We start from the raw sequence: 21,899 nt of genomic DNA, 5'->3' as shown, positions 1-21,899 counted from the left end.
AAATTATGTTTTTAAACACTAATACTTGAAAGCTGCATAAGCTGTTTAGAAATGTTAAGCATCTTACCTGTCAAGCCTTTAGCCGCTAACTTAGCAGCATACTTCGGCGTGAGCGGCTGCCACTTCCGACCCGTGGTGGGATCGGCTTCTTTTTGAAATGCCGCTTCAGACTCACTTGCTAGCACTGCAGCGATGCCACGAGTAATGGGCGTCATGTCAGCACCAAGTTGCTGCAAACGTTTTATGCTATCCTGAATTGCTTTATCATTAAACTTATAATCTATTTGCATAATCGTCACTCTTGCTTTATAGTTATTACCAAGCTGTGTACGGATAATGGTAATTCGACATAAGCGCACGCTCGGCGCCACATGTTTATGTGGGTTCAACTCCCACCACAGCAATAAGCCCTGCTCCTCCGGCAGGGCTTTGTTATTTATATCCCGCCTTTCACGCTCTTTTGCAAATCAACAACGCTGGCTTTGTATGCATTAACAACAACGTCAAGCGCATCGGGTTGCTTTTTGAGATGATACTTGAAAGCTGCATAAGCTGTTTAGAAATCTTTCTTAACAATTGTATTGTACAATACAATCTTTTCAGCTGCATAAGCCGTTTAAAAAAAAGCCGTATGTGTCTGCCGTAAGATAGAGCCTTTTATGGCTGCATAAGGGGTTTAGGATATTTTGGAAATATCTAAAACTTTTGTTTTTATACTTAAACATGGGTATTTTCTGAAAGTTCTTGTCAAGGTTTCGTGCACCTTTTTAGTTATTATGGAAGGTAGTAATATGGAATTTTAGATATTTTTGAAAATATCTTAAACTTTTGTTTTTATACTTAAACATAGGTGTTTTCTGAAAGTTTTTGTCAAAAATCATCTGTTTTTAAATTTGCTAACGGGATCTTATCTTAGGTTTTGTTAAGGATTGCGTTATAATGTCGCCAATTTTTTTGCAGTCTATAAAGATAATCGAGCAATGGCGTTAAAAATAACCAGTAAGTGTATTAATTGTGATATGTGCGAACCTGAGTGCCCGAATGAGGCGATCTCTATGGGGTTTGATACTTATGAGATCGACCCGAATAAATGCACGGAATGTGTTGGTTATTATGATCACTCTACATGCCAGCGTGTTTGTCCGATTCAAAATGCGATAATTGCTGATCCGGAGCATGAGGAGACGCATGATCAGCTTTTAGCAAAATTTGAGTTATTAAAGCGCTCTTCTTAGTTTATTGTTCAGATTTGACATCAATGCGCAGCGCTTTGGGAATTTCAAAGGTGATGTTTTCTAAAATGCCGTCGGTTTCAATTAACGATGTGCAGCCTAAACTTTTTAAATAATCGATAACTTGTTGCACTAATATATCTGGCGCTGAGGCACCCGCTGTTACGCCGATTCGGCGTGCATTGCTTATCCATTTTGGATCGATATCCGAGGCAAAATCAATTAAGTAGGCTTGTTTGCTGTTACGTCTGGCAAGCTCGGCTAATCGATTGGAATTGGATGAATTTTTAGATCCAACAACTAACACGATGTCCGCTTGTGATGACAGTTGTTTTACCGCTTGTTGTCGATTGGTTGTGGCATAACAGATGTCATTTTTGCGTGGGCTTCGGATATGGGGAAAGCGTGCTTTTAAAACGGCAATGATTTCAGCGGTATCATCTACCGATAAGGTTGTTTGGGTGGTAAAACAAAGATTATCTTCATTTTTGACCTGTAATTGTTGCACATCTTCGATAGATTCAACTAAATAAATACCCCCTTCGGGATTACTGTATTGCCCCATAGTGCCGTCTACTTCGATGTGTCCGGCATGACCGATTAAGATAACCTCTTCGCCTCGATAGCTCGATCTGGCTACTTCCATATGGACTTTCGTTACAAGTGGGCATGTGGCATCGAATATTCGAAGATGACGAGCTTTCGCCTCTTCTCGAACGGCTTTTGATACGCCATGTGCTGAAAAGATTAAAATGGTGTTGTCGGGGACTTCACTAATCTCTTCGATAAAAATTGCCCCGAGTTGTTTAAGGCGATTTACCACATAGCGATTATGGACTACTTCGTGCCGAACATAAACCGGTGCGCCAAACAGTTCAATCGCTCTTTCAACAATGGTGATAGCACGATCAACACCGGCACAAAAACCGCGAGGATTAGCTAAAATAATTTGCATTGTTATGGTTTCTTTTTTGGTTTTTTATAACTGCTGATAATAAACAATCCGATACCAACACAAATTGCGCAATCGGCAATATTAAACGTTGGGTAGTGCCAATTGCCAAAATTGACATCGAGAAAATCAACAACAAAACCATGATATAGCCGATCAAATAAGTTACCTAATGCACCGCCTAAAATCATTGATAGAGAAAGGTTTTCTAATTTTTGTGAGCGATTATTGCGATAAAGCATATACACAATTACTGCACTGATAACTAAGGCAATAGCAGCCAGCATTACTCTTTGCCCTTCAAAAATACTAAAGGCAGCGCCAATGTTACGCACATAAGTGATCGAAAAGAAGGGTAAGAGATTGACTGTTTCAAATAGTTCAAATCTATCTAAAATATAAAATTTACTTGCAATATCGATGATGAAAACGACTATTGCCAATAACAACCAGTAAAGTCCGTTATCTTTTTTCATGTAGTTGGCTCATTATGATATTACCGCCGACATTAGTCGGCGGTGAAGGTATTAAATTGCTATCGCATTGACGATAGCTTAATGGTTTATCGTGAGTGATTTACGGTTAAGCAAAATGTCTTATTTCGCCATTTCCGTGAATGTTTTGCTCACAGCGTTTACATAAATGCGTTGTCGGCTCATTATCAACAGTATAATGCCAGCAACGTGGGCACTTATCGCCTTGTGCTTTCGCTAATTCAATTTTAAGACCGCTTATATCACTTTGTACTGCCTGTTGTGGTGCGTTTTCAAGCGGTTTGACGCTTGCTTGTGAAGTGAGTAATACAAAGCGTAATTCATTTTCTAATTTCGCTAGCGCATTAGCGATATCCTTGTCAGCATAAAGTGTAACCGCCGCTTCAAGTGAACCGCCGATAACTTTATCGTTTCGTCCTTGTTCTAATACTTTATTCACTTCACTACGAATGGTGAGAATTTGTGCCCAATATTCACTATTTAACGCTTCACTCTCCGGTAAAGTAAAGAGTTGGTTATACCATTCATCTTCAAATACGAACTCTGATTTTTCATTTTCCGGTAAGTACTGCCAAATTTCATCAGCGGTAAAGGATAATACCGGTGCAATCCAACGCACCATAGCTTGCGCAATATGATATAACGCCGTTTGACAACTATGGCGAGCAATACTATCGCTTTTAGCGGTGTATTGACGATCTTTAATAATATCTAAATAGAATGATCCCATTTCAATTGAGCAAAATTGCATGATACGTTGTACCACTTTATGGAAATCATAACTTTCATACGCTTGAATAATTTGTTCTTGCGCTTCTTTCGCCATGCTAACCGCCCAGCGATCAAGTATCACCATCTCTTCAGGTTTAACCATATTTTTAGCTGGATCAAAACCATTTAAGTTTGCCAGTAAGAAGCGAGCGGTGTTACGAATACGACGATAGCTGTCTGCTGCTCGTTTGATGATTTCATCTGAGTAGCTCATTTCACCCGAATAATCGGTTGAGGCGATCCATAAACGTAAAATATCGGCGCCAAGTTTATTCATTACCTCTTGTGGGGTGACGATATTGCCTAGAGATTTAGACATTTTACGCCCTTGACCGTCCACCACAAAACCGTGAGTTAAAACTTGTTTATAAGGGGCTTTATTGTCAATTGCTGTTGACAGCATTAATGATGACATAAACCAACCACGGTGTTGATCAGAGCCTTCTAAATACATGTCGGCTTCGTGTCCTTCAAACTCCGGACGTACGCCTACAACTGAGAAGAAAGTTGATCCTGAATCAAACCATACATCCAGTGTGTCCGGTACTTTGCGGTAATCATCGGCATCCGGGCCTAAGAGATCTTTAATATCGGCATCCCACCATGCTTGAATACCGTTTTGTTCAACCAATTTAGCCACTTTTTCTACTAATTGTAGTGTATCGGGATGTAACTCTTCGGTTTCTTTGTGGACAAATAACGTCATAGGTACGCCCCATGTACGTTGACGAGAGATACACCAGTCCGGACGATTAGCGACCATTGTTTCAATTCGAGCTTGTCCCCAATCCGGGATCCAGCGCACTTGTTTGATCTCTTTTAGCGATTGCGCACGTAAGCCTTGTTTATCCATGCTGATAAACCATTGTGGTGTTGCACGGTAAATAACCGGTGTTTTATGGCGCCAGCAACATGGATAACTATGTTCGATATTCTCAAAGTGTAATAACGCATTGTGCTCTTTTAAGATCTCAACGACGACTTTATTGGCTTTAAACACAAAAAGACCATCTAAACCTGCGCCGGTGCCCGGTAAATAACAGCCATTACCGCCAACCGGGTTAGCTACTTCAAGTCCATATTTTTGACCGACTAAAAAGTCTTCTGCACCATGGCCGGGCGCTGTGTGCACTGCACCAGTACCGGCATCAACAGTTACATGTTCACCCAGTACAATCGGCTCATCAAAATCAAGGAAAGGGTGTTTAAAGCGTAATAGCTCAAGTGCATCACCTTTACAGCTGCCAAGGGCTTTCCAGTCTGAAATTTCGGCACGCTTCATCACTGATTCGACCAGATCAGTGGCTAAAATTAAGCACTCTTTATCGTTTATTTGTACCAGTTGATACTCAAATTCAGCATTTAAGGCAATACCACGGCTAGCCGGTAATGTCCAAGGTGTGGTTGTCCAAATCACGGCATAAATGGTTAAATCGGTATTTACGCCAAATTTACTTGCAACTGTTTGGTTATCTACGGCTTTAAATTTTACATCGATTGCCGGTGAAGATTTATCATAATATTCAACTTCAGCTTCGGCCAATGAAGACATACAATCAGTACACCAGTAAACCGGTTTAGCCCCTTTGACTAAATGCCCATTTTGAATCACTTTACCTAATGCTCGAATAATATTCGCTTCGGTATCGAAATTCATTGTACGGTAAGGGTTTTGCCAATCACCAAGGACACCCATGCGGATAAAATCGGCTTTTTGTAGCTCAACTTGTGAAGCAGCATAATCACGACAAATTTGACGAAATTCAGCAGGCGTTACTTTTACCCCTGGTTTACCGACTTGTTCTTCAACTTTCTGCTCAATTGGCAAACCATGACAGTCCCATCCTGGAATATACGGGGAGTCATAGCCACTTAAGCCTTTTGATTTGATAATAATATCTTTAATTATTTTATTAACTGCATGACCGATATGAAGTTTGCCGTTGGCATAAGGCGGGCCGTCGTGCAAAATAAATGCTTTCTTGCCTTTTTTGACTTGACGAATTTTGCGATAAAGTTCTTTATCGTACCAATTTTGCAACATTGCCGGTTCACGTTTGGCAAGATCGCCTCGCATTGGGAAACCGGTTTCCGGTAAATTCAAGGTATTTTTATAATCTGTCATGCTGATTTATTCCAGTTAATTTTGTTGATACTACTTTCTTAATTGGTTAATTGTGCACTGATCTTTTTAGCAGTGCAAACATCTTGTGTAATTTGTTCTTTTAATTCAGTTAATGAGTTAAATTTTTTCTCATCACGCAATTTTTTAACGAAGGTGACGTCTAAATATTGTCCATAAAGATCACCTGAAAAGTCAAATAGATTCACTTCTAAAATGGCTTTTTTTCCTTCAATAGTTGGTCTTATCCCGATATTGGCAATGCCGTGATAAGATTGCTGACTACAACTATTTTTGACCTTCACTAAATAGACACCTTGCAAGGCCGGTTTTTTGCGGTGTAAATGAATATTCGCTGTCGGAAACCCTAACTGCCTTGCTAACGCATTGCCATGTATCACTCGACCAGCAATGGCGTAATTTCGACCTAACAGGCAATGTGCCAATTGAAAATCGTTATTGGATAATGCTTTTCGAACTGCCGTACTGCTAACCCGTAAATGATCAAAGACAAAGGTCGGGATACTTTCTACCGCAAAGCCATAAGTTTGGGCATAGTGCTCAAGTAAGTTTATATCCCCTTTACGTTCATAGCCAAAGCGAAAATCATCACCAATAGCAATATATTTGGCTTGTAACTTATTTATCAACCAATCTTGGATAAAATCGTCAGCAGACATTTTGGCAAAAGTTTGGTTGAAGGGTATCGCAATAATATAATCTATGCCGAGTTTTTCAATTAAAATCACTTTTTCTTGAAATGAGGTTAATCGGGAAGGGGCATTGTCCGGGCAAAAAAACTCTAACGGTTGTGGTTCAAATAACATCACAACAGTCGGTAGATTTAATCTTTTACCTTGGGTAATTAAATGGTTAATTAATTGCTGATGTCCTAAATGTACACCGTCAAAATTGCCCAATGTCAGTACACACTGGGAAATTTGATTTTTTATATTAGCAATACCGCGAATGATCTTCATGAAAATGTGTTATTTAACTGTGTAATTTAACTCAAGTAGCCGAGAATTATACCAATCTTTCTTGAAGATGCACGTAATATAAAGCTGATTTTTGGTCGTTTTGTCTTTGAGTTTTGGCTTTTAATTGGTGTTAAATAATCAATCTGCATACGACTGGTTCAAAAATCCGCTCTATTTAAGTTGGCGTGAATATTGATTGTTACCAAAAAATCCGACAATAAGCCAGCTCTTTGGCTCGTTTTTTATATTCTTCTTGTTGCGCTGTAGGAATAAAAAAACGGTTTTTTTCTATCTCTTCGCACTCTTTTACATCACTTTTAATGTGCTCTGCTTCTTCTTTTGATATTCGAAAGAAAAAGGTACTAAATATACCGATTTTTGAATCGTCATCATCATCCATCGTGACTTTATTTTCTAAATCAAACATTCTTTTGGAAGGATAAGCCAGTCCGTCGAATAAGTCTTGTGATTTAGTGAGTTTTCGCATCGCAATGGTTTGCTCATTACCATAAACGTAGTTTTCGTTGATAAAGTAATTGTCGCCTTGTTTACTTATTTCAACAATATTGGCGATCGTTGCCGTATGTTTATAATCCGGGCCACCTTCAACCCAAAAACCGATAAATTTATCTTCATTATTCCGTTGCGGTTCAGAACATGCTGTAATCAAAAATACCGTAAAAATGAGTGATAAATATTTCATTGAATATCCTTATATTGTTAGTGATTTAAAGCCCTTAAAAACTCCTGTCTTGTACTTGGGTTGGTTTTAAATCCACCACCTAATGCCGTTGTGGTTGTCATGCTACTAGAATCTTTAATACCTCTGGCTTTGACACAATAGTGAGTTGCATCAATTGAGACCGCCACATTTACCGTCCCTAGTAAGGTTTGAAGAGCAACGAGTATTTGTTGAGTTAACCTTTCTTGTACTTGTGGGCGTGAGGCAAAAAATTCGACAATTCGGTTAATTTTGGATAAGCCGATAACTTTATCTTTCGGGATATAAGAGACGGTCGCTTTACCGTCAATGGTGACAAAATGGTGTTCACACACACTGGTTAAGGTGATATCACGAACGGTTATCATCTCGTCAACTTGCATTTTATTTTCAATCAGTGTGATTTTCGGGAAATTCTCGTAATACAGTCCGGAAAAAATCTCATCGACATACATTTTTGAAACACGATGTGGCGTTTCGGCAAGACTGTCATCGGTCAGATCCAATTCCATTAACTGCATGATCTGGCGAAAATGCTCTTCGATTTTTGCCTTGCGTTCACTATTATCCATTGCTAAACGACAAGAAGGGGTTTCAAGATTTTTTGCTGCCAGTGCGGCTTTAACTTTTTGTGCAGCAATGCTTAATTCTGTCATGGCTAAATACTCGGACGAAAAAGATACCGTATTATATAACACTCGTTATTTAATATACAGTTTTTTACTTTGCGTTTTCTATTTAAACACCTTATTAACCCTAAACTTCTTTACACTATATTATCGTCAATAATGACAATATTATCGCTAATTGGGGTATACTGTTTGGTAACGTTTTTAATAAACTTGGGTAACTATAATGCCAAATAAAACACCAATCATTTTAATTGATGGATCTTCTTACCTTTACCGTGCTTTTTTTGCATGTCCGCCATTAACCAATGCCAAAGGTGAACCGACCGGGGCTATTTTTGGTGTGATTAATATGATTCGTAGCTTAATTAACCAATATAATCCTACCCATATTGCCGTTGTATTTGATGCGAAAGGTGGATCGTTTAGAAACGAAATTTACAGTGAATATAAAGCCACTCGTGAAGCAATGCCGGAAAACTTGCGTCCGCAAATTGAGCCGATCCATAACATTTTAAAAGCCATGGGCTTGCCGTTACTTTGCATTGAAGGGGTAGAAGCTGATGATGTAATTGGGACACTGGCAAAACAAGCCGAAAAAGAAAATCATCATGTGTTAATTAGCACCGGTGATAAAGATATGGCGCAGCTGGTCAGCGATAAAGTGACACTGATTAATACCATGAACAATACCTTGCTTGATCCAAAAGGTGTCATGGAAAAATTTGGTGTACCGCCCGAAAAGATTATCGACTATTTAGCCTTAAGGGGCGATTCATCGGATAATATCCCCGGTGTGCCAGGCGTGGGTGAAAAAACGGCACAAAGTTTATTAACTGAATTTAATAGCGTTAAAGATATCTATCAACGTTTAGATGACATTGAAAAGTTATCAATTCGTGGGGCGAAATCTTTAAAACAAAAACTGATCGACAACCAAAAAGAAGCCGAACTGTCCTATTTATTGGCTACGATCAAAACCGATGTGAAGTTAGATTTTTCTAATGAACAGCTTATCGCCGGTGATATTGATGTTAACGCATTAAACGAACTATTTGCCTATTACGGCTTTCATCGCTGGCAAAAAGAGTTAATCTCCGGTAGCTTTTTAAAACAGCAAAAAGCATCGGCGGCGATTATCAGCAGTAACCTATCATTATTTGGGCAGGATGAATCGCCAGCGCAAACTAGAAAGACCGATTATCAATGTATTTTAACCGATGAGCAATTAGATAGCTGGATTGCAAAATTAACCAATAGCACGCAATTTGCCTTCGATACGGAAACCGATAATGTTGATCATGTGCATGCTAAATTAGTTGGAATTTCGTTAAGCGTCACCCCGCATCAAGCGGCCTATATTCCGCTTGCTCATCACTATCTAGGCGTACCAGAGCAGCTAGCTCTTGATAGTGTGCTGGCGAAATTAAAACCGGTATTAGAAAACCCCAATATTAAAAAAATTGCCCAAAATGCTAAGTTTGATTACAGCGTGCTGGCAAACTATGGCATTAAGGTGCAAGGTATCGCTTATGACACCATGTTAGAGTCGTACGTACTTAACAGTACCGAAAGGCACGATATGGACAGTTTAGCGAGCCGTTATTTAAATTATAAAACCATTACTTATAATGAGCTGACTAAGCAAGATAAAAAACAACTGACAATTGATGCTATTGAGGTTGAAAAAACGACCCAATATGCGGCAGAAGATGCCGATATTACTCTACAACTGCATGAAAAATTGTGGCCGGAACTGTCTAAAGAAGCAGAACTAACCAAGTTATTTACTGATATTGAAATGCCGTTAGCTATCGTATTGGCGGAAATGGAAAGAACCGGTGTTCTGGTGGATGCTAAACAGTTAAACGACTATTCACACGAACTGGCGCAACAGTTAAAAGCAATTGAAGCAGAGCTACAATCGCTGGCCGGTGAAAAATTCAATCCGGCTTCACCAAAACAGATTCAAGCGATTTTGTTTGAAAAGCATCAACTGCCGGTATTGAAAAAAACGCCGAAAGGTGATCCGTCAACCAGTGAAGATGTGCTGAGCGAATTGGCAAATGAGTATGAGTTACCACGCATGATTTTATTTTATCGTGGGCTTGCCAAACTGAAAAATACCTATACCGATAAATTGCCATTGATGATAAGTCCAATCGATCACCGTATTCATACCAATTATAATCAAATTGGTACTGTAACCGGTCGCTTATCATCAAACGATCCAAATTTGCAAAATATTCCGGTACGCAATGAAGAGGGGCGTCGAATTCGCCAAGCATTTATTGCACCAAAAGGCTATAAAATTATTTCGGCTGACTATTCGCAAATTGAACTGCGCATTATGGCGCATCTTTCACAAGATAAGAGCCTACTTAATGCTTTTGCCCATGATAAAGATATTCACCGGGTAACCGCCAGTGAAATTTTAAGTAAACCGGAATCCGAAGTGACATCAGAAGAGCGTCGACGCGCTAAAGCGGTCAATTTTGGATTGATTTACGGTATGAGTGCATTTGGTCTATCCAAACAGATAAATATCGCCCGTAAAGAAGCGCAGTTTTATATCGATCGTTATTTTGAACGTTATCCGGGTGTGCAAAACTATATGGAACAAACCCGCCAACTTGCTGCTCAGCAAGGGTACGTGCAAACGCTATCCGGCCGGCGGTTATATCTTCCTAAAATCACCTCAACTAATGGCATTGAAAAACGTGCTGCCGAACGTGCGGCAATTAATGCTCCAATGCAAGGGACAGCAGCTGACATTATTAAAACCGCCATGATTAAAATGAGTGACTGGATAAAAAGTCAACCAAACGGCAATATTAATATGGTGATGCAAGTTCACGATGAATTAGTGTTTGAAGTGAAAGAGGAACTGGTTGATAACTATTGTTCTAAAATTAAATCAATCATGGAAAACTGTTATCAATTATCGGTACCTTTAAAAGTCGATGTCGGTATTGGTAATAACTGGGATGAGGCACATTAATTGTTGCTATCGTCAGGTTGTCAAAAAGTGGTGGTTTTATACTTAAACGTAGGGTAAATCTGAAACTTCTTGACAAAATAGTGATTGATTTTAAGCCGCTAACTGGCTATTGCTCAAACCCTTTAGCGTGTTAAAATAAACCACTAAACCAAATTTATATCAAAATGTTATTACTTTACCAATGTTGGTTGGTAAGTTTGATAAAAGGGCACTGATAACGATCATCGTTATGGTGTTCTTTTTGTTATTATTAGGATTATTTCATGAAAATCAAAACCCGTTTCGCACCAAGTCCGACTGGTTATTTACACGTAGGTGGTGCACGTACTGCGCTTTATTCTTGGCTTTATACTCGTCATGCACAAGGTGCATTTGTGTTGCGTATTGAAGATACTGATCTCGAACGTTCAACGCCGGAAGCGATAGAAGCGATTATGGAAGGAATGAATTGGTTAAAATTATCATGGGATGAAGGCCCGTATTTCCAGACAAAACGTTTTGATCGTTATAATCAAGTTATTGACGAAATGTTAGCCAATGGATCTGCTTATCGTTGTTACTGTTCAAAAGAGCGCCTTGAAAAGTTGCGTGAAGAGCAAATGGCGAAAGGCGAAAAAGCACGTTATGACGGCCATTGTCGTTGTGATGAAGTACAAAAACAACATAATCATAACGAGCCACATGTTGTGCGTTTCGCTAACCCTGTTGACGGGGTTGTGGTGTTTAACGATCTTATTCGTGGCCCAATTGAAATTGCTAATAAAGAGCTTGATGATTTAATCATTCGCCGTACTGACGGTTCGCCAACTTATAATTTCTGTGTGGTGGTCGATGATTGGGATATGGAAATTACCCATGTGATTCGTGGTGAAGATCATATCAATAATACGCCTCGTCAAATTAATATACTTAAAGCATTAGGGGCGCCGCTGCCTGAATATGGTCATGTTTCGATGATTTTAGGTGATGACGGGCAAAAATTATCTAAACGCCATGGTGCGGTGAGTGTGATGCAGTATCGTGATGACGGATACCTACCGGAAGCCTTGTTAAATTATTTAGTCCGACTCGGCTGGTCACATGGCGACCAAGAGATATTTTCAGTACCTGAAATGGTTAGCTATTTTTCATTAGATGCGGTCAGTAAATCGGCCAGTGCTTTTAATACTGAAAAGTTATTATGGTTAAATCATCACTATATTAATCATTTAGATGCTGATTATGTCGCACAGCACTTAATGTGGCACATCAATCAACAAGGTTATGATTTAACTCAAGGGCCGGATTTAATTACTATCATCAAATTATTTGGTGAGCGCTCAAAAACCCTTAAAGAAATGGCTGAAGCATGCCGCTATTGCTATCAAGATTTTGATGATTTTGATGCTGATGCTGCCAAAAAACATTTACGTCCGGTGGCAAAAGCACCCTTAGAGCTGATTAAAACCAAAATTGCAGCGATTGCGGATTTTGATTGGCAAATCGATAAAATTCATCATGCTATTGAAGCAAGCGCTAGCGAACTTGATGTCGGTATGGGCAAAGTGGGTATGCCGTTACGTGTTGCAGTAACTGGCATCGGTCAATCACCGTCAGTGGATGCGACCGTGTTTGCCGTTGGTAAAAAACGGGCTTTAGCGAGAATTGATAAAGCACTGGCTTATATTGCACAACGGGAACAGGCTTAAGCATAATATTGATTGCCGGGTAAAAACCCCGGCAATTGGCTTTCTGGCAATATTGAGAGTTTACTTATGGCTCGTTTAAAAAAACGTTATTGGTTTTTACTAAGTTTTTTTCTTATTATCGGGCTGTTCATCATTGGCGGCTGGCAATATTGGATATCAATCAAGCAAAAATATGATATTGCGTTAGATTGGCAGGGACTCAATGTCAGTTTCGACGGTATATCATTTGAAGAAATCACCCTATCCCAGCAAAAAACCACTATCGTAGCCAAAAACATAAATTTATCATTGGCGAAATTGTCTGTTAAAGATTTAAGTCTCTATTTGCCAAAGGATGATGATCCAATAACGGCTGACTCTACCGATAAACAGATAAGTGATAGCGAACAACCTCCGGAGCAGTCCGGTTTAGATATGGCAACGCTAGCAACCGTATTTTATTGGATGCCAACAACCATTCATGTTGATTCATTCAAACTCTACCAACAACATGTCCCGATTTTGGATATAAAGATTGATACCGTCAAACAGCAACAATCCCTTAAACTCGATATTTCAACAGATAAACCCTATTTAGCGCATTTGTCAGGTAATTTGCTGTTGAACCAAACCGATTCACATTTAGAAATTCAGCAGGGACTTTTTACTACCACATTAAATCAATTAGGTATTGAAAATGGCAATATCACGCTACCTTTCTCCGCAACAATTAGCCAAGATCAAGTCACTTTAACGAACTTAGATAATGGATCGGTGAGTGTCAAAAAAGCGCAGTTGACTGAGGATTTAATGGTTAATGATTTAACCGGTAGTTTACAGTTTAAAATACAGTTCCCTTTGTTATTTGAATTAAATCAACTGTCTGCAACAGGTCAATTAGCTATCCATAAAGCCAATGGAATTTATAAAAACAGTGATATTAAATCAGTCAGTGGCGCAGTAAATTTATCGCTGAAAAATAATCAATTTAATGTATCAACCTCCGCATTGAACATTCAGGAAGTCAATTTAGGGGTTATTTTCCAAAAAATAAAATTAGCCGGTCAATATTCTGCTTCTTTAAATTCACCCAGCAAAGGTTTGGTAACATGGACAAAAGCACAAGCAGCGCTCTTTTCCGGAACGTTGTTGCTTGACGCCGGTAAATTGAATTTAGCCAAATTGCCACAACAATTAAAATTAAGATTAAAAAATATTCAGTTACAAGATGTTTTTACTCAGTATCCAGCGGAAGGTTTAGACGCTAAAGGGACGATTGAGGGGTATTTACCAATCACATTATTAACAGTGAAAAACAACGGTAAAAACAGTTTAGGCATAGTGATTAAAAATGGAGAATTAACCACCGTCAATGACGGCTATTTACGCTTTGACAATGCGACACTCAAAGAGTATGCACAAGCTAACCCAAATATTAAAATACTCACTGATATTATTAAAAATTTTCATTATACTAAGCTAGCCGGAACAGTTTATTATAGCAATGGAATCGCCAAATTAGGTTTAAATATTCAAGGGAATAATTTAGATGCTGAAAATGGTAAAGCGTTAAATTTAAATCTCAATCTGGAAGAAAATGTCGCTAACTTGCTAATGAGTATGCAACTGTCCGATCAAATTAGCGAACCTATTCGTAAGCGAATTGAAGCGCATTTAAATAAGAAGCGGTGATCAATTAAGAGGATATTCTATGCTAAAAGGTGTGATAGCTATTATGTTAGGAAGTTTTTTATTAATCGGATGTTCGCCAACGGTAAAAGTGCAAGCGCCGAGTGAGCCGATTAATATCAATTTAAATGTTAAGATTGATCATGAAATCAATATCAAAGTCGATAAAGCGCTAGATAATATGATTAATAAATCCGGGTTATATTAAAAAGTACGTCTTACTCTTTATTATCCTTGATGAAGGAAAACCCAAACCCATACTTATTGCTACAATAAATAGTAGCGAAAAATTTTTTATTACACATATTTAACTAATTTCAATATGATGTATTTATCAGGGGGAACTGTTATGAAGATTTTTAAAAAAGCAACGATAGTATTATTATCGGCTATTTTATCTTTTCCGGTATTGGCGTTAACGTTAGATCAAGCCATGAGCTCGTTAAGCCAAGCAAAAGCTAATGGTTTAGTAGGTGAACAAGCCGACGGCTACTTAGGCGTAGTTAAAAATGAAGGTGAGGCAAGTCAAATTGCGCAGTTAATTAATCAGGCTCGTAAAGCACAATATCAAAAAGTTGCCGGTGAAACCAATGTGTCGTTAACCGAAGTGCAAAACCGAGCGGGCAGTAAAGCGCAAGAAAAAACGCCAGCCGGTCAATATATCAAACAACAAGGTCAGTGGATAAAGAAATAATCTTAATCTTTTTCAGTGATAGGAAAAGTATAATGACATAATACTTTAATTATGTATAAATTATGTGTATTGTGTTACTTTAGCGAATTATTCGCAACAATTTATTAAAAAGCTTGGCACCCAATAATGTGTGCTAAGTTTTAAATGTAACGTTAGTTTTTACTTGTAAATAGTATCGCTTTAGCGATTTTAAATGGAGAAATTCAATGTGTTCGATTTTAGGTATTCTTGATATTAAATCAGATCCGGAACAACTACGAACAAAAGCATTAGAACTATCAAGTCTACAGCGTCATCGTGGCCCTGATTGGTCTGGTATTTTTGCTTCTGATAAAGCTATTCTTGCTCATGAACGTTTATCAATTGTTGATGTTAATACAGGATCTCAGCCACTTTATAATAAAGATAAGACTTTAGTATTAGCAGTTAATGGCGAAATTTATAATCATCAAGAACTCCGAAATCAGTACAAAGATCGTTATGAGTTTCAAACCGGCTCAGACTGTGAAGTTATCTTAGCGCTATATCAAGAAAAAGGTATTGATTGCCTTGATGACTTACAAGGTATGTTTGCTTTTATTCTTTATGATATTAACAAAGGCACTTATTTTATTGGTCGTGACCATATCGGTATCATCCCAATGTATATGGGTCATGATGAAAACGGCACATTTTACGTTGCTTCTGAAATGAAAGCGTTAGTACCGGTGTGTAAAACCATTGAAGCATTTCCGCCGGGATGTTATCTATCAAGCACTGAAGGTGAAATCAAAACCTATTATAAACGTGATTGGATGGATTATGAAAACGTTAAGGATAATAAAACCGATATCAATGCATTACGAATTGCGTTAGAAGAGTCTGTTAAGAGTCATCTTATGTCAGATGTGCCATACGGCGTTTTATTATCCGGTGGACTTGATTCTTCGGTGATTTCGGCTATTACCAAAAAATTCTCAGCACGTCGTGTTGAAGATCATGAAAAATCTGAAGCTTGGTGGCCACAATTGCACTCTTTTGCCGTAGGTTTAAAAGGGGCGCCAGATCTTAAAGCTGCGCAAGCGGTTGCCGATCATCTTGGTACAGTTCACCACGAAATCAACTTTACCATTCAAGAAGGTATCGATGCTATTCGTGATGTGATTTATTACATTGAAACTTATGATGTCACAACTATCCGTGCTTCAACACCAATGTATCTAATGGCGAGAAAGATTAAAGCCATGGGGATTAAAATGGTGTTATCCGGTGAAGGTGCTGATGAAGTGTTTGGTGGTTACCTCTATTTCCATAAAGCGCCAAATGCTAAAGAGTTCCATGAAGAGACAGTACGAAAATTAGCCGCTCTTCATATGTATGACTGTGCACGTGCTAATAAAGCAATGGCAGCATGGGGCGTTGAAGCTCGTGTACCATTCCTTGATAAGAAATTCTTAGATGTGGCAATGCGCATTAATCCAAAAGATAAAATGTGCGGTAGCAACGGCAAAATGGAAAAACATATTGTCCGTGAAGCATTTGAATCTTATTTACCGGCATCAGTGGTTTGGCGTCAAAAAGAGCAATTCTCTGACGGTGTTGGCTATAGTTGGATCGATACTTTAAAAGAGATTGCGGAAAGTAAAATCACTGATCAGCAGTTAGAAAACGCAAAATTCCGTTTTCCTTACAATACACCGACTTCTAAAGAAGCTTATATGTACCGTGAAATTTTTGATGAATTATTCCCGGTTGAAAGCGCAGCGCATTGTGTACCGGGTGGTCCAACCGTTGCTTGCTCGACAGCCAAAGCGATCGAATGGGATGAGTCATTTAAAAATTTAAATGATCCTTCAGGTCGTGCAGCGGTAGGTGTTCATAACGACGCTTATAAAAAATAATTAGCTTACGCTTTAATGATTAATAAAAAACGGGGAATTTTCCCCGTTTTTTGTTGCTCACATACTGCCTATGTTTGACAGTTTGAATTAGTGTGCAGCGCCTTTTGGTGCGCCGATAGGTAAAATAGTGCGTCCGTATTGTTCGTTAAGCACTTCTGCCATTGCAAGGTAGATAGCGCTTGCGCCACAAATAATACCTTCAAACCCGGCAACATGGATAATGTCGTGATTACCGGAAATGTTACCAATTGCTAACAGCGCAAATAAAAGCGTTAAGCTGGCAAAAACAAATTGTAATACACGATTACCTTTTAATGTGCCGATAAACATAAAGCCGGTAAAAATGCCCCATAAAGCAAGGAAGATTCCGACAAAAGTTGCATCGGTCGGTGCAGTTGCTGGCGAAGTTGGTAAATACCAAATGCCAACTAGTGCAATCCAGAAGAAACCGTATGAAGTAAAAGCAGTGGTGCCAAATGTGTTACCTTTGCGGAATTCTAAAATGCCGGCAATGACTTGTGCCAGTCCACCATAAAAAATACCCATTGACACAATTGCCGTCATAACAGGAAAAAATCCTGCATTATGAATATTTAATAAAATTGTGGTCATACCAAATCCCATTAGTCCAAGTGGGCCAGGATTGGCAAGTTTTGTTTGTTCCATAAAGATCCTTTAACTAATAATCATAATAAAAAAGAGCGGCAATAATAAGTGTTGAAAAGCGGAGAATCAAGATTTAAAGAAAAATAATTTTTTTTCCCCCTTGATATTAAAAATTACGTTCCCATTTAAGTGGAAACAAAATTATTTCTTTGTGAAAATTAAGGGCTTGAAAATCCATATTTCAGACTTATATACAAAGAATAAAATACAGGTTTTGAGGAGAATAGATTATGGGTAAAATTATTGGTATCGATTTAGGTACAACAAATTCATGTGTAGCAGTAATGGATAACGGTCAGGCTAAAGTATTAGAAAATGCCGAAGGCGATCGCACAACCCCTTCCATTATTGCCTATACGCAAGATGGCGAAATTCTAGTTGGTCAACCGGCTAAACGCCAAGCAGTAACCAATCCACAAAATACATTATTTGCCATTAAACGTTTAATTGGTCGTCGTTTTGAAGATGCCGAAGTGCAACGTGATGTTGGTATTATGCCATATAAAATTGTTAAAGCTGACAATGGCGATGCATGGGTAGAAGTAAAAGGCCAAAAAATTGCTCCACCACAAATTTCTGCTGAAGTATTAAAGAAAATGAAGAAAACAGCAGAAGATTATCTTGGTGAACCAGTAACCGAAGCTGTCATTACTGTTCCGGCATATTTCAATGATGCACAACGTCAAGCAACCAAAGATGCTGGTCGTATTGCTGGTTTAGATGTTAAACGTATTATCAACGAACCAACAGCCGCAGCATTAGCTTATGGTTTAGATAAAGATGTTGGTAATCGCACCATTGCCGTTTATGACTTAGGTGGTGGTACATTTGATATTTCAATCATCGAAATCGATGATGTTGACGGTGAAAAAACTTTCGAAGTATTAGCAACCAATGGTGATACTCACTTAGGTGGTGAAGACTTTGACTCACGCTTAATTAACTACTTAGTTGATGAGTTTAAACGTGAACAAGGTTTCGATCTTAAAAATGATCCACTTGCAATGCAACGTTTAAAAGAAGCGGCTGAAAAAGCGAAAATTGAATTATCATCAGCACAACAAACTGATATTAACTTACCTTATATCACTGCTGATGCATCTGGCCCTAAACACTTAAATATCAAAGTGACTCGCGCTAAATTAGAATCTTTAGTTGAAGATTTAGTTAAACGCTCAATGGAACCAGTGAAAACAGCATTACAAGATGCCGGTCTTTCTGTTTCTGATATTAAAGATGTCATTTTAGTGGGTGGTCAAACCCGTATGCCAATGGTGCAAAAAGCGGTTGCTGACTTCTTTGGTAAAGAACCTCGTAAAGACGTTAACCCGGATGAAGCAGTTGCAGTTGGTGCGGCAGTACAAGGTGGTGTGTTAGGTGGTGATGTTAAAGATGTATTATTACTTGACGTAACCCCATTATCATTAGGTATTGAAACAATGGGTGGTGTGATGACTACCTTGATTGAGAAAAATACGACTATCCCAACTAAACATAGTCAAGTGTTCTCAACAGCTGAAGATAATCAATCTGCGGTAACCATTCATGTGTTACAAGGTGAGCGTAAACGTGCAAGCGATAATAAATCATTAGGTCAATTTAACCTTGATGGTATTCAAGCGGCACCACGTGGTATGCCACAAATTGAAGTAACTTTTGATATTGATGCCGACGGTATCTTACATGTTTCAGCGAAAGATAAAAACACCGGACGTGAACAAAACATTACCATTAAAGCTTCTTCTGGTTTAAGCGAAGAAGAAATCCAAAAAATGGTTAATGATGCCGAAGCAAATGCTGATGCTGACCGTAAGTTTGAAGAGCTAGCTCAAGTTCGTAATCAAGCGGATCATCTTGTTCACTCAACTCGTAAACAAGTTACTGAAGCAGGCGATCAATTACCGGCAGCGGATAAAACAGCTATCGAAGAAGCAGTAACTGCATTAGAAACTGCAGCTCGTGGTGAAGATAAAGCTGAAATTGAAGCGAAAATCAATGCATTAATGGAAGCATCGAAAAAGTTACTTGAAATTGCACAACAACAAGCGCAAGCTGACCAAGGTGCACAAGCAAGTAGCGCTAGTGATGCTGGTCAAGATGATGTTGTTGATGCGGACTTCAAAGAAGTTGATGATGATAAAAAATAAGCATTAACAACGATGTTTTTTAATGAGTTATTTCAACGAGTTATAAACATGTAACTTACTAAACGGGCGCGAGGTAACTCAAGCCCGTTTAGTTGTTTTTGCAAGAAAAATTAAGGTTAATTATGGCGAAGAAAGATTATTATGAAACATTAGGCGTAAGTAAAAGCGCAACTGAAGCTGAGATAAAAAAAGCCTATAAACGCCTAGCCATGAAATATCATCCTGATAAAAATCAGGACAATAAAGCCGAAGCTGAAGCAAAATTCAAAGAAGTTAAAGAAGCTTATGAAGTATTGACCGATGCACAAAAGAAAGCCGCTTATGATCAATATGGACATGCCGCTTTTGAGCAAGGTTTTGGTGGCGGCGGTGCTGGCGCAGGTGGATTTGGTGGCTTTAGTGGTTTTGGCGGTGGATCGGCATTTGATGATATTTTTAGTGACTTCTTCGGCGGTGGTCGTGGGCGTGCGCAAAGCCCTTCAAGAGGTGCAGATTTACAATATAATATCACCCTAACATTAGAAGAAGCAGCAAGCGGCGTAAGTAAAGAGATCAAAGTACCTACTTGGGTGGCTTGTAGTGTTTGTCATGGACAAGGTACTGAAAAAGCCTCTGATGTGGTTACTTGTGATACCTGTCATGGTGCTGGCGTTGTTCAAATGCGTCAAGGCTTTTTTGCGGTACAGCAAGAGTGTCCAACCTGTCATGGCCGTGGTAAAGTGGTGAAAAATCCATGTAAGAAATGTCATGGTGAAGGTCGAGTTCAGAAAACCAAAACATTATCTGTCACTATTCCGGCCGGTGTTGACACTGGTAACCGTATCCGCCTTTCTGGTGAAGGCGAGGCAGGGTTAAATGGTGCGCCAGCAGGTGATTTATATGTTCAAGTGCAGGTAAAACCTCACGGAATTTTTGAACGAGATGGCACAAATCTACATTGTGAGATTCCAATTAATATTGTTTTAGCGTCGTTAGGTGGGGAAGTTGAAGTACCTACATTAAATGGTAAAGTGAGCTTAACCATTCCGGCTGAAACTCAAACAGGTAAAATGTTCCGTTTACGTGGTAAAGGTATTAAATCATTACGTGGTAATTCTGTTGGTGATTTATACTGTCATGTTGTGGTTGAAACACCGGTTAACCTCACCGGTAAACAAAAAGAGTTACTCAAAGAGCTTGGCGAAAGTTTGAAAGCGGATAAAAATGCCAAACACAGCCCAAAAGAAAAAAGCTTTTTTGATAAAGTTAAAAAGTTTTTTGGATAAGAAAATATCACTCAATAGCGAAGCAGGGTTATCTGCTTCGCTATTTTTTTGACACTCAAATAAGACTCAAAGATATAGCGACGCAAGTCGTACAACAGATACTCAATCAAAATTTATCCGTAAATATTGAATGTAAATATGATCCGACTTGGTCGCAGTATTTAACTTGGGTGAAATAGTTTATAAAAACTTAATTGAAAGTAAAAAAACCCAGCAAAGCTGGGCAAGATGGGTTTAATGTTTAATTTTATTTATTGTCATTTAGAACTAAATTTTAGTTGTAAAAGTACGAGCAATAACGTCACGTTGTTGTTCTGCAGTTAAAGAGTTAAAACGTACTGCATAACCAGAAACACGAATAGTTAATTGAGGATATTTTTCCGGATGTTGCACAGCATCTTCTAATGTTTCACGACGAAGTACGTTAACATTTAAGTGTTGGCCACCTTCAACTTTAATTGTTGGTGCGACATCTAATGGAATTTCACGATATTCGAATTGACCAAGTTCAGCTGTTGGAATGACTTGATCTTCTTTGTAAACAGATTTAGCAGCAACACAACGTGCTTCTTTAGTTGAATCATCTAATAACCAGAAAGAGTTTAATAGTGCTGCATTGTCTGCTTTAGTGATTTGGATACCTGTAATCATTTTAAATCCTCCTAACGGACGTTATTGTCCTGAATAATTGATTGTAATATAGCACTTTAAAAAATTGATTAAAGTCAAAAAAAGCTATCAATCTGATAAGCAATACCTTAGATCACTTTTTAGTCAGGTAATCAATAAAACGGATTGTAATATTTTATAAATGATTTGGGTATCAATATGTTAGATAAACATGTTCGGTTTAGAAATAGATCGCTTTTTATCCAGCCTTAATAATCAGCCTAAAATGCAGGTAAACTTGAAGTTGGCAGCTAGTCTTTGCTACTCAATAGATTGTTATTAATGACAATCACTCAATCAACATACCATTCTATTTGATA

General features: G+C 38.5%; 18 protein-coding genes. 9 read left to right on the top strand and 9 right to left on the bottom strand.

Annotation, left to right across the window (positions count from 1 at the left end; genetic code table 11):
* Window positions 1–11: 11 nt before the first annotated feature.
* Entirely contained in the window at window positions 12–359 is a 348-nt protein-coding gene (locus tag J3U37_RS10890) for a phage virion morphogenesis protein (protein ID WP_267374863.1), read from the bottom strand.
* Between the two features lie 621 nt (window positions 360–980).
* Between J3U37_RS10890 and J3U37_RS10885 the strand changes: the two genes are divergently transcribed.
* The gene (locus J3U37_RS10885; protein ID WP_220218536.1) at window positions 981–1,235 is read left to right on the top strand and encodes a YfhL family 4Fe-4S dicluster ferredoxin; all 255 of its coding nucleotides are present in this window, start codon (window positions 981–983) and stop codon (window positions 1,233–1,235) included.
* A gap of 1 nt (window position 1,236) precedes the next feature.
* Here J3U37_RS10885 and ispH read toward each other — a convergent pair whose 3' ends face one another.
* The 6 genes from ispH to folE form a co-directional block, all read right to left on the bottom strand.
* Complete coding sequence (gene ispH / locus J3U37_RS10880; protein WP_267374861.1) at window positions 1,237–2,187, bottom strand: 4-hydroxy-3-methylbut-2-enyl diphosphate reductase; 951 nt, start codon at window positions 2,185–2,187, stop codon at window positions 1,237–1,239.
* A gap of 2 nt (window positions 2,188–2,189) precedes the next feature.
* Entirely contained in the window at window positions 2,190–2,660 is a 471-nt protein-coding gene (lspA, locus tag J3U37_RS10875; RefSeq protein ID WP_267374859.1) for a signal peptidase II, read from the bottom strand.
* 106 nt (window positions 2,661–2,766) lie between these two features.
* Entirely contained in the window at window positions 2,767–5,574 is a 2,808-nt protein-coding gene (gene ileS / locus J3U37_RS10870; RefSeq protein ID WP_267374858.1) for an isoleucine--tRNA ligase, read from the bottom strand.
* A 38-nt stretch (window positions 5,575–5,612) separates the two neighbouring features.
* Complete coding sequence (gene ribF, locus J3U37_RS10865) at window positions 5,613–6,551, bottom strand: bifunctional riboflavin kinase/FAD synthetase (protein ID WP_267374857.1); 939 nt, start codon at window positions 6,549–6,551, stop codon at window positions 5,613–5,615.
* A gap of 199 nt (window positions 6,552–6,750) precedes the next feature.
* Complete coding sequence (locus J3U37_RS10860; protein WP_220218541.1) at window positions 6,751–7,254, bottom strand: hypothetical protein; 504 nt, start codon at window positions 7,252–7,254, stop codon at window positions 6,751–6,753.
* A gap of 17 nt (window positions 7,255–7,271) precedes the next feature.
* Window positions 7,272–7,928 carry a GTP cyclohydrolase I FolE gene (gene folE / locus J3U37_RS10855; RefSeq protein WP_220218542.1) on the bottom strand — a complete coding sequence of 219 codons (657 nt, stop codon included), beginning with the start codon at window positions 7,926–7,928 and terminating at the stop codon, window positions 7,272–7,274.
* A gap of 199 nt (window positions 7,929–8,127) precedes the next feature.
* Here folE and polA point away from each other — a divergent pair, with 199 nt between their 5' ends.
* The 6 genes from polA (at window position 8,128) to asnB (ending at window position 16,832) form a co-directional block, all read left to right on the top strand.
* A complete protein-coding gene (polA, locus tag J3U37_RS10850) occupies window positions 8,128–10,902 on the top strand; it encodes a DNA polymerase I (RefSeq protein ID WP_267374856.1) in 2,775 nt (924 codons plus the stop codon).
* Between the two features lie 263 nt (window positions 10,903–11,165).
* The gene (gltX, locus tag J3U37_RS10845) at window positions 11,166–12,590 is read left to right on the top strand and encodes a glutamate--tRNA ligase (RefSeq protein WP_267374855.1); all 1,425 of its coding nucleotides are present in this window, start codon (window positions 11,166–11,168) and stop codon (window positions 12,588–12,590) included.
* Between the two features lie 66 nt (window positions 12,591–12,656).
* Window positions 12,657–14,261, top strand: coding sequence for an intermembrane phospholipid transport protein YdbH family protein (locus J3U37_RS10840; protein ID WP_267374854.1), 1,605 nt, complete (start codon window positions 12,657–12,659; stop codon window positions 14,259–14,261).
* Between the two features lie 19 nt (window positions 14,262–14,280).
* Window positions 14,281–14,466 carry a YnbE family lipoprotein gene (locus tag J3U37_RS10835; RefSeq protein ID WP_416380008.1) on the top strand — a complete coding sequence of 62 codons (186 nt, stop codon included), beginning with the start codon at window positions 14,281–14,283 and terminating at the stop codon, window positions 14,464–14,466.
* Window positions 14,467–14,607: 141 nt separating this feature from the next.
* A complete protein-coding gene (locus J3U37_RS10830) occupies window positions 14,608–14,952 on the top strand; it encodes a YdbL family protein (protein ID WP_220218547.1) in 345 nt (114 codons plus the stop codon).
* A gap of 206 nt (window positions 14,953–15,158) precedes the next feature.
* Window positions 15,159–16,832 (top strand): asparagine synthase B, encoded by a 1,674-nt coding sequence (gene asnB / locus J3U37_RS10825; protein ID WP_220218548.1) that lies wholly within the window; start codon window positions 15,159–15,161, stop codon window positions 16,830–16,832.
* An 87-nt stretch (window positions 16,833–16,919) separates the two neighbouring features.
* On the opposite strand, the gene satP is transcribed toward asnB, so the two are convergent.
* Window positions 16,920–17,498 (bottom strand): acetate uptake transporter, encoded by a 579-nt coding sequence (gene satP, locus J3U37_RS10820; RefSeq protein ID WP_220218549.1) that lies wholly within the window; start codon window positions 17,496–17,498, stop codon window positions 16,920–16,922.
* 230 nt (window positions 17,499–17,728) lie between these two features.
* Between satP and dnaK the strand changes: the two genes are divergently transcribed.
* Window positions 17,729–19,645, top strand: coding sequence for a molecular chaperone DnaK (gene dnaK / locus J3U37_RS10815; RefSeq protein ID WP_220218550.1), 1,917 nt, complete (start codon window positions 17,729–17,731; stop codon window positions 19,643–19,645).
* A gap of 122 nt (window positions 19,646–19,767) precedes the next feature.
* A complete protein-coding gene (gene dnaJ / locus J3U37_RS10810; protein ID WP_267374852.1) occupies window positions 19,768–20,910 on the top strand; it encodes a molecular chaperone DnaJ in 1,143 nt (380 codons plus the stop codon).
* A 267-nt stretch (window positions 20,911–21,177) separates the two neighbouring features.
* On the opposite strand, the gene grcA is transcribed toward dnaJ, so the two are convergent.
* Complete coding sequence (gene grcA / locus J3U37_RS10805; RefSeq protein WP_220218552.1) at window positions 21,178–21,561, bottom strand: autonomous glycyl radical cofactor GrcA; 384 nt, start codon at window positions 21,559–21,561, stop codon at window positions 21,178–21,180.
* Window positions 21,562–21,899: the final 338 nt, after the last annotated feature.

Origin of the sequence: Gilliamella sp. B3172 (assembly GCF_026536465.1) — a bacterium.
Taxonomy (GTDB): domain Bacteria; phylum Pseudomonadota; class Gammaproteobacteria; order Enterobacterales; family Orbaceae; genus Gilliamella.
This window is presented reverse-complemented; position numbering and strand designations above follow the sequence as displayed.

Coding starts and splice junctions, on each gene's coding strand:
- J3U37_RS10885 (WP_220218536.1), top strand. CDS start 981: ATGGCGTTAAAAATAACCAGTAAGTGTATTAATTGTGATATGTGCGAA.
- ispH (WP_267374861.1), bottom strand. CDS start 2,187: ATGCAAATTATTTTAGCTAATCCTCGCGGTTTTTGTGCCGGTGTTGAT.
- lspA (WP_267374859.1), bottom strand. CDS start 2,660: ATGAAAAAAGATAACGGACTTTACTGGTTGTTATTGGCAATAGTCGTT.
- ileS (WP_267374858.1), bottom strand. CDS start 5,574: ATGACAGATTATAAAAATACCTTGAATTTACCGGAAACCGGTTTCCCA.
- ribF (WP_267374857.1), bottom strand. CDS start 6,551: ATGAAGATCATTCGCGGTATTGCTAATATAAAAAATCAAATTTCCCAG.
- J3U37_RS10860 (WP_220218541.1), bottom strand. CDS start 7,254: ATGAAATATTTATCACTCATTTTTACGGTATTTTTGATTACAGCATGT.
- folE (WP_220218542.1), bottom strand. CDS start 7,928: ATGACAGAATTAAGCATTGCTGCACAAAAAGTTAAAGCCGCACTGGCA.
- polA (WP_267374856.1), top strand. CDS start 8,128: ATGCCAAATAAAACACCAATCATTTTAATTGATGGATCTTCTTACCTT.
- gltX (WP_267374855.1), top strand. CDS start 11,166: ATGAAAATCAAAACCCGTTTCGCACCAAGTCCGACTGGTTATTTACAC.
- J3U37_RS10840 (WP_267374854.1), top strand. CDS start 12,657: ATGGCTCGTTTAAAAAAACGTTATTGGTTTTTACTAAGTTTTTTTCTT.
- J3U37_RS10835 (WP_416380008.1), top strand. CDS start 14,281: ATGCTAAAAGGTGTGATAGCTATTATGTTAGGAAGTTTTTTATTAATC.
- J3U37_RS10830 (WP_220218547.1), top strand. CDS start 14,608: ATGAAGATTTTTAAAAAAGCAACGATAGTATTATTATCGGCTATTTTA.
- asnB (WP_220218548.1), top strand. CDS start 15,159: ATGTGTTCGATTTTAGGTATTCTTGATATTAAATCAGATCCGGAACAA.
- satP (WP_220218549.1), bottom strand. CDS start 17,498: ATGGAACAAACAAAACTTGCCAATCCTGGCCCACTTGGACTAATGGGA.
- dnaK (WP_220218550.1), top strand. CDS start 17,729: ATGGGTAAAATTATTGGTATCGATTTAGGTACAACAAATTCATGTGTA.
- dnaJ (WP_267374852.1), top strand. CDS start 19,768: ATGGCGAAGAAAGATTATTATGAAACATTAGGCGTAAGTAAAAGCGCA.
- grcA (WP_220218552.1), bottom strand. CDS start 21,561: ATGATTACAGGTATCCAAATCACTAAAGCAGACAATGCAGCACTATTA.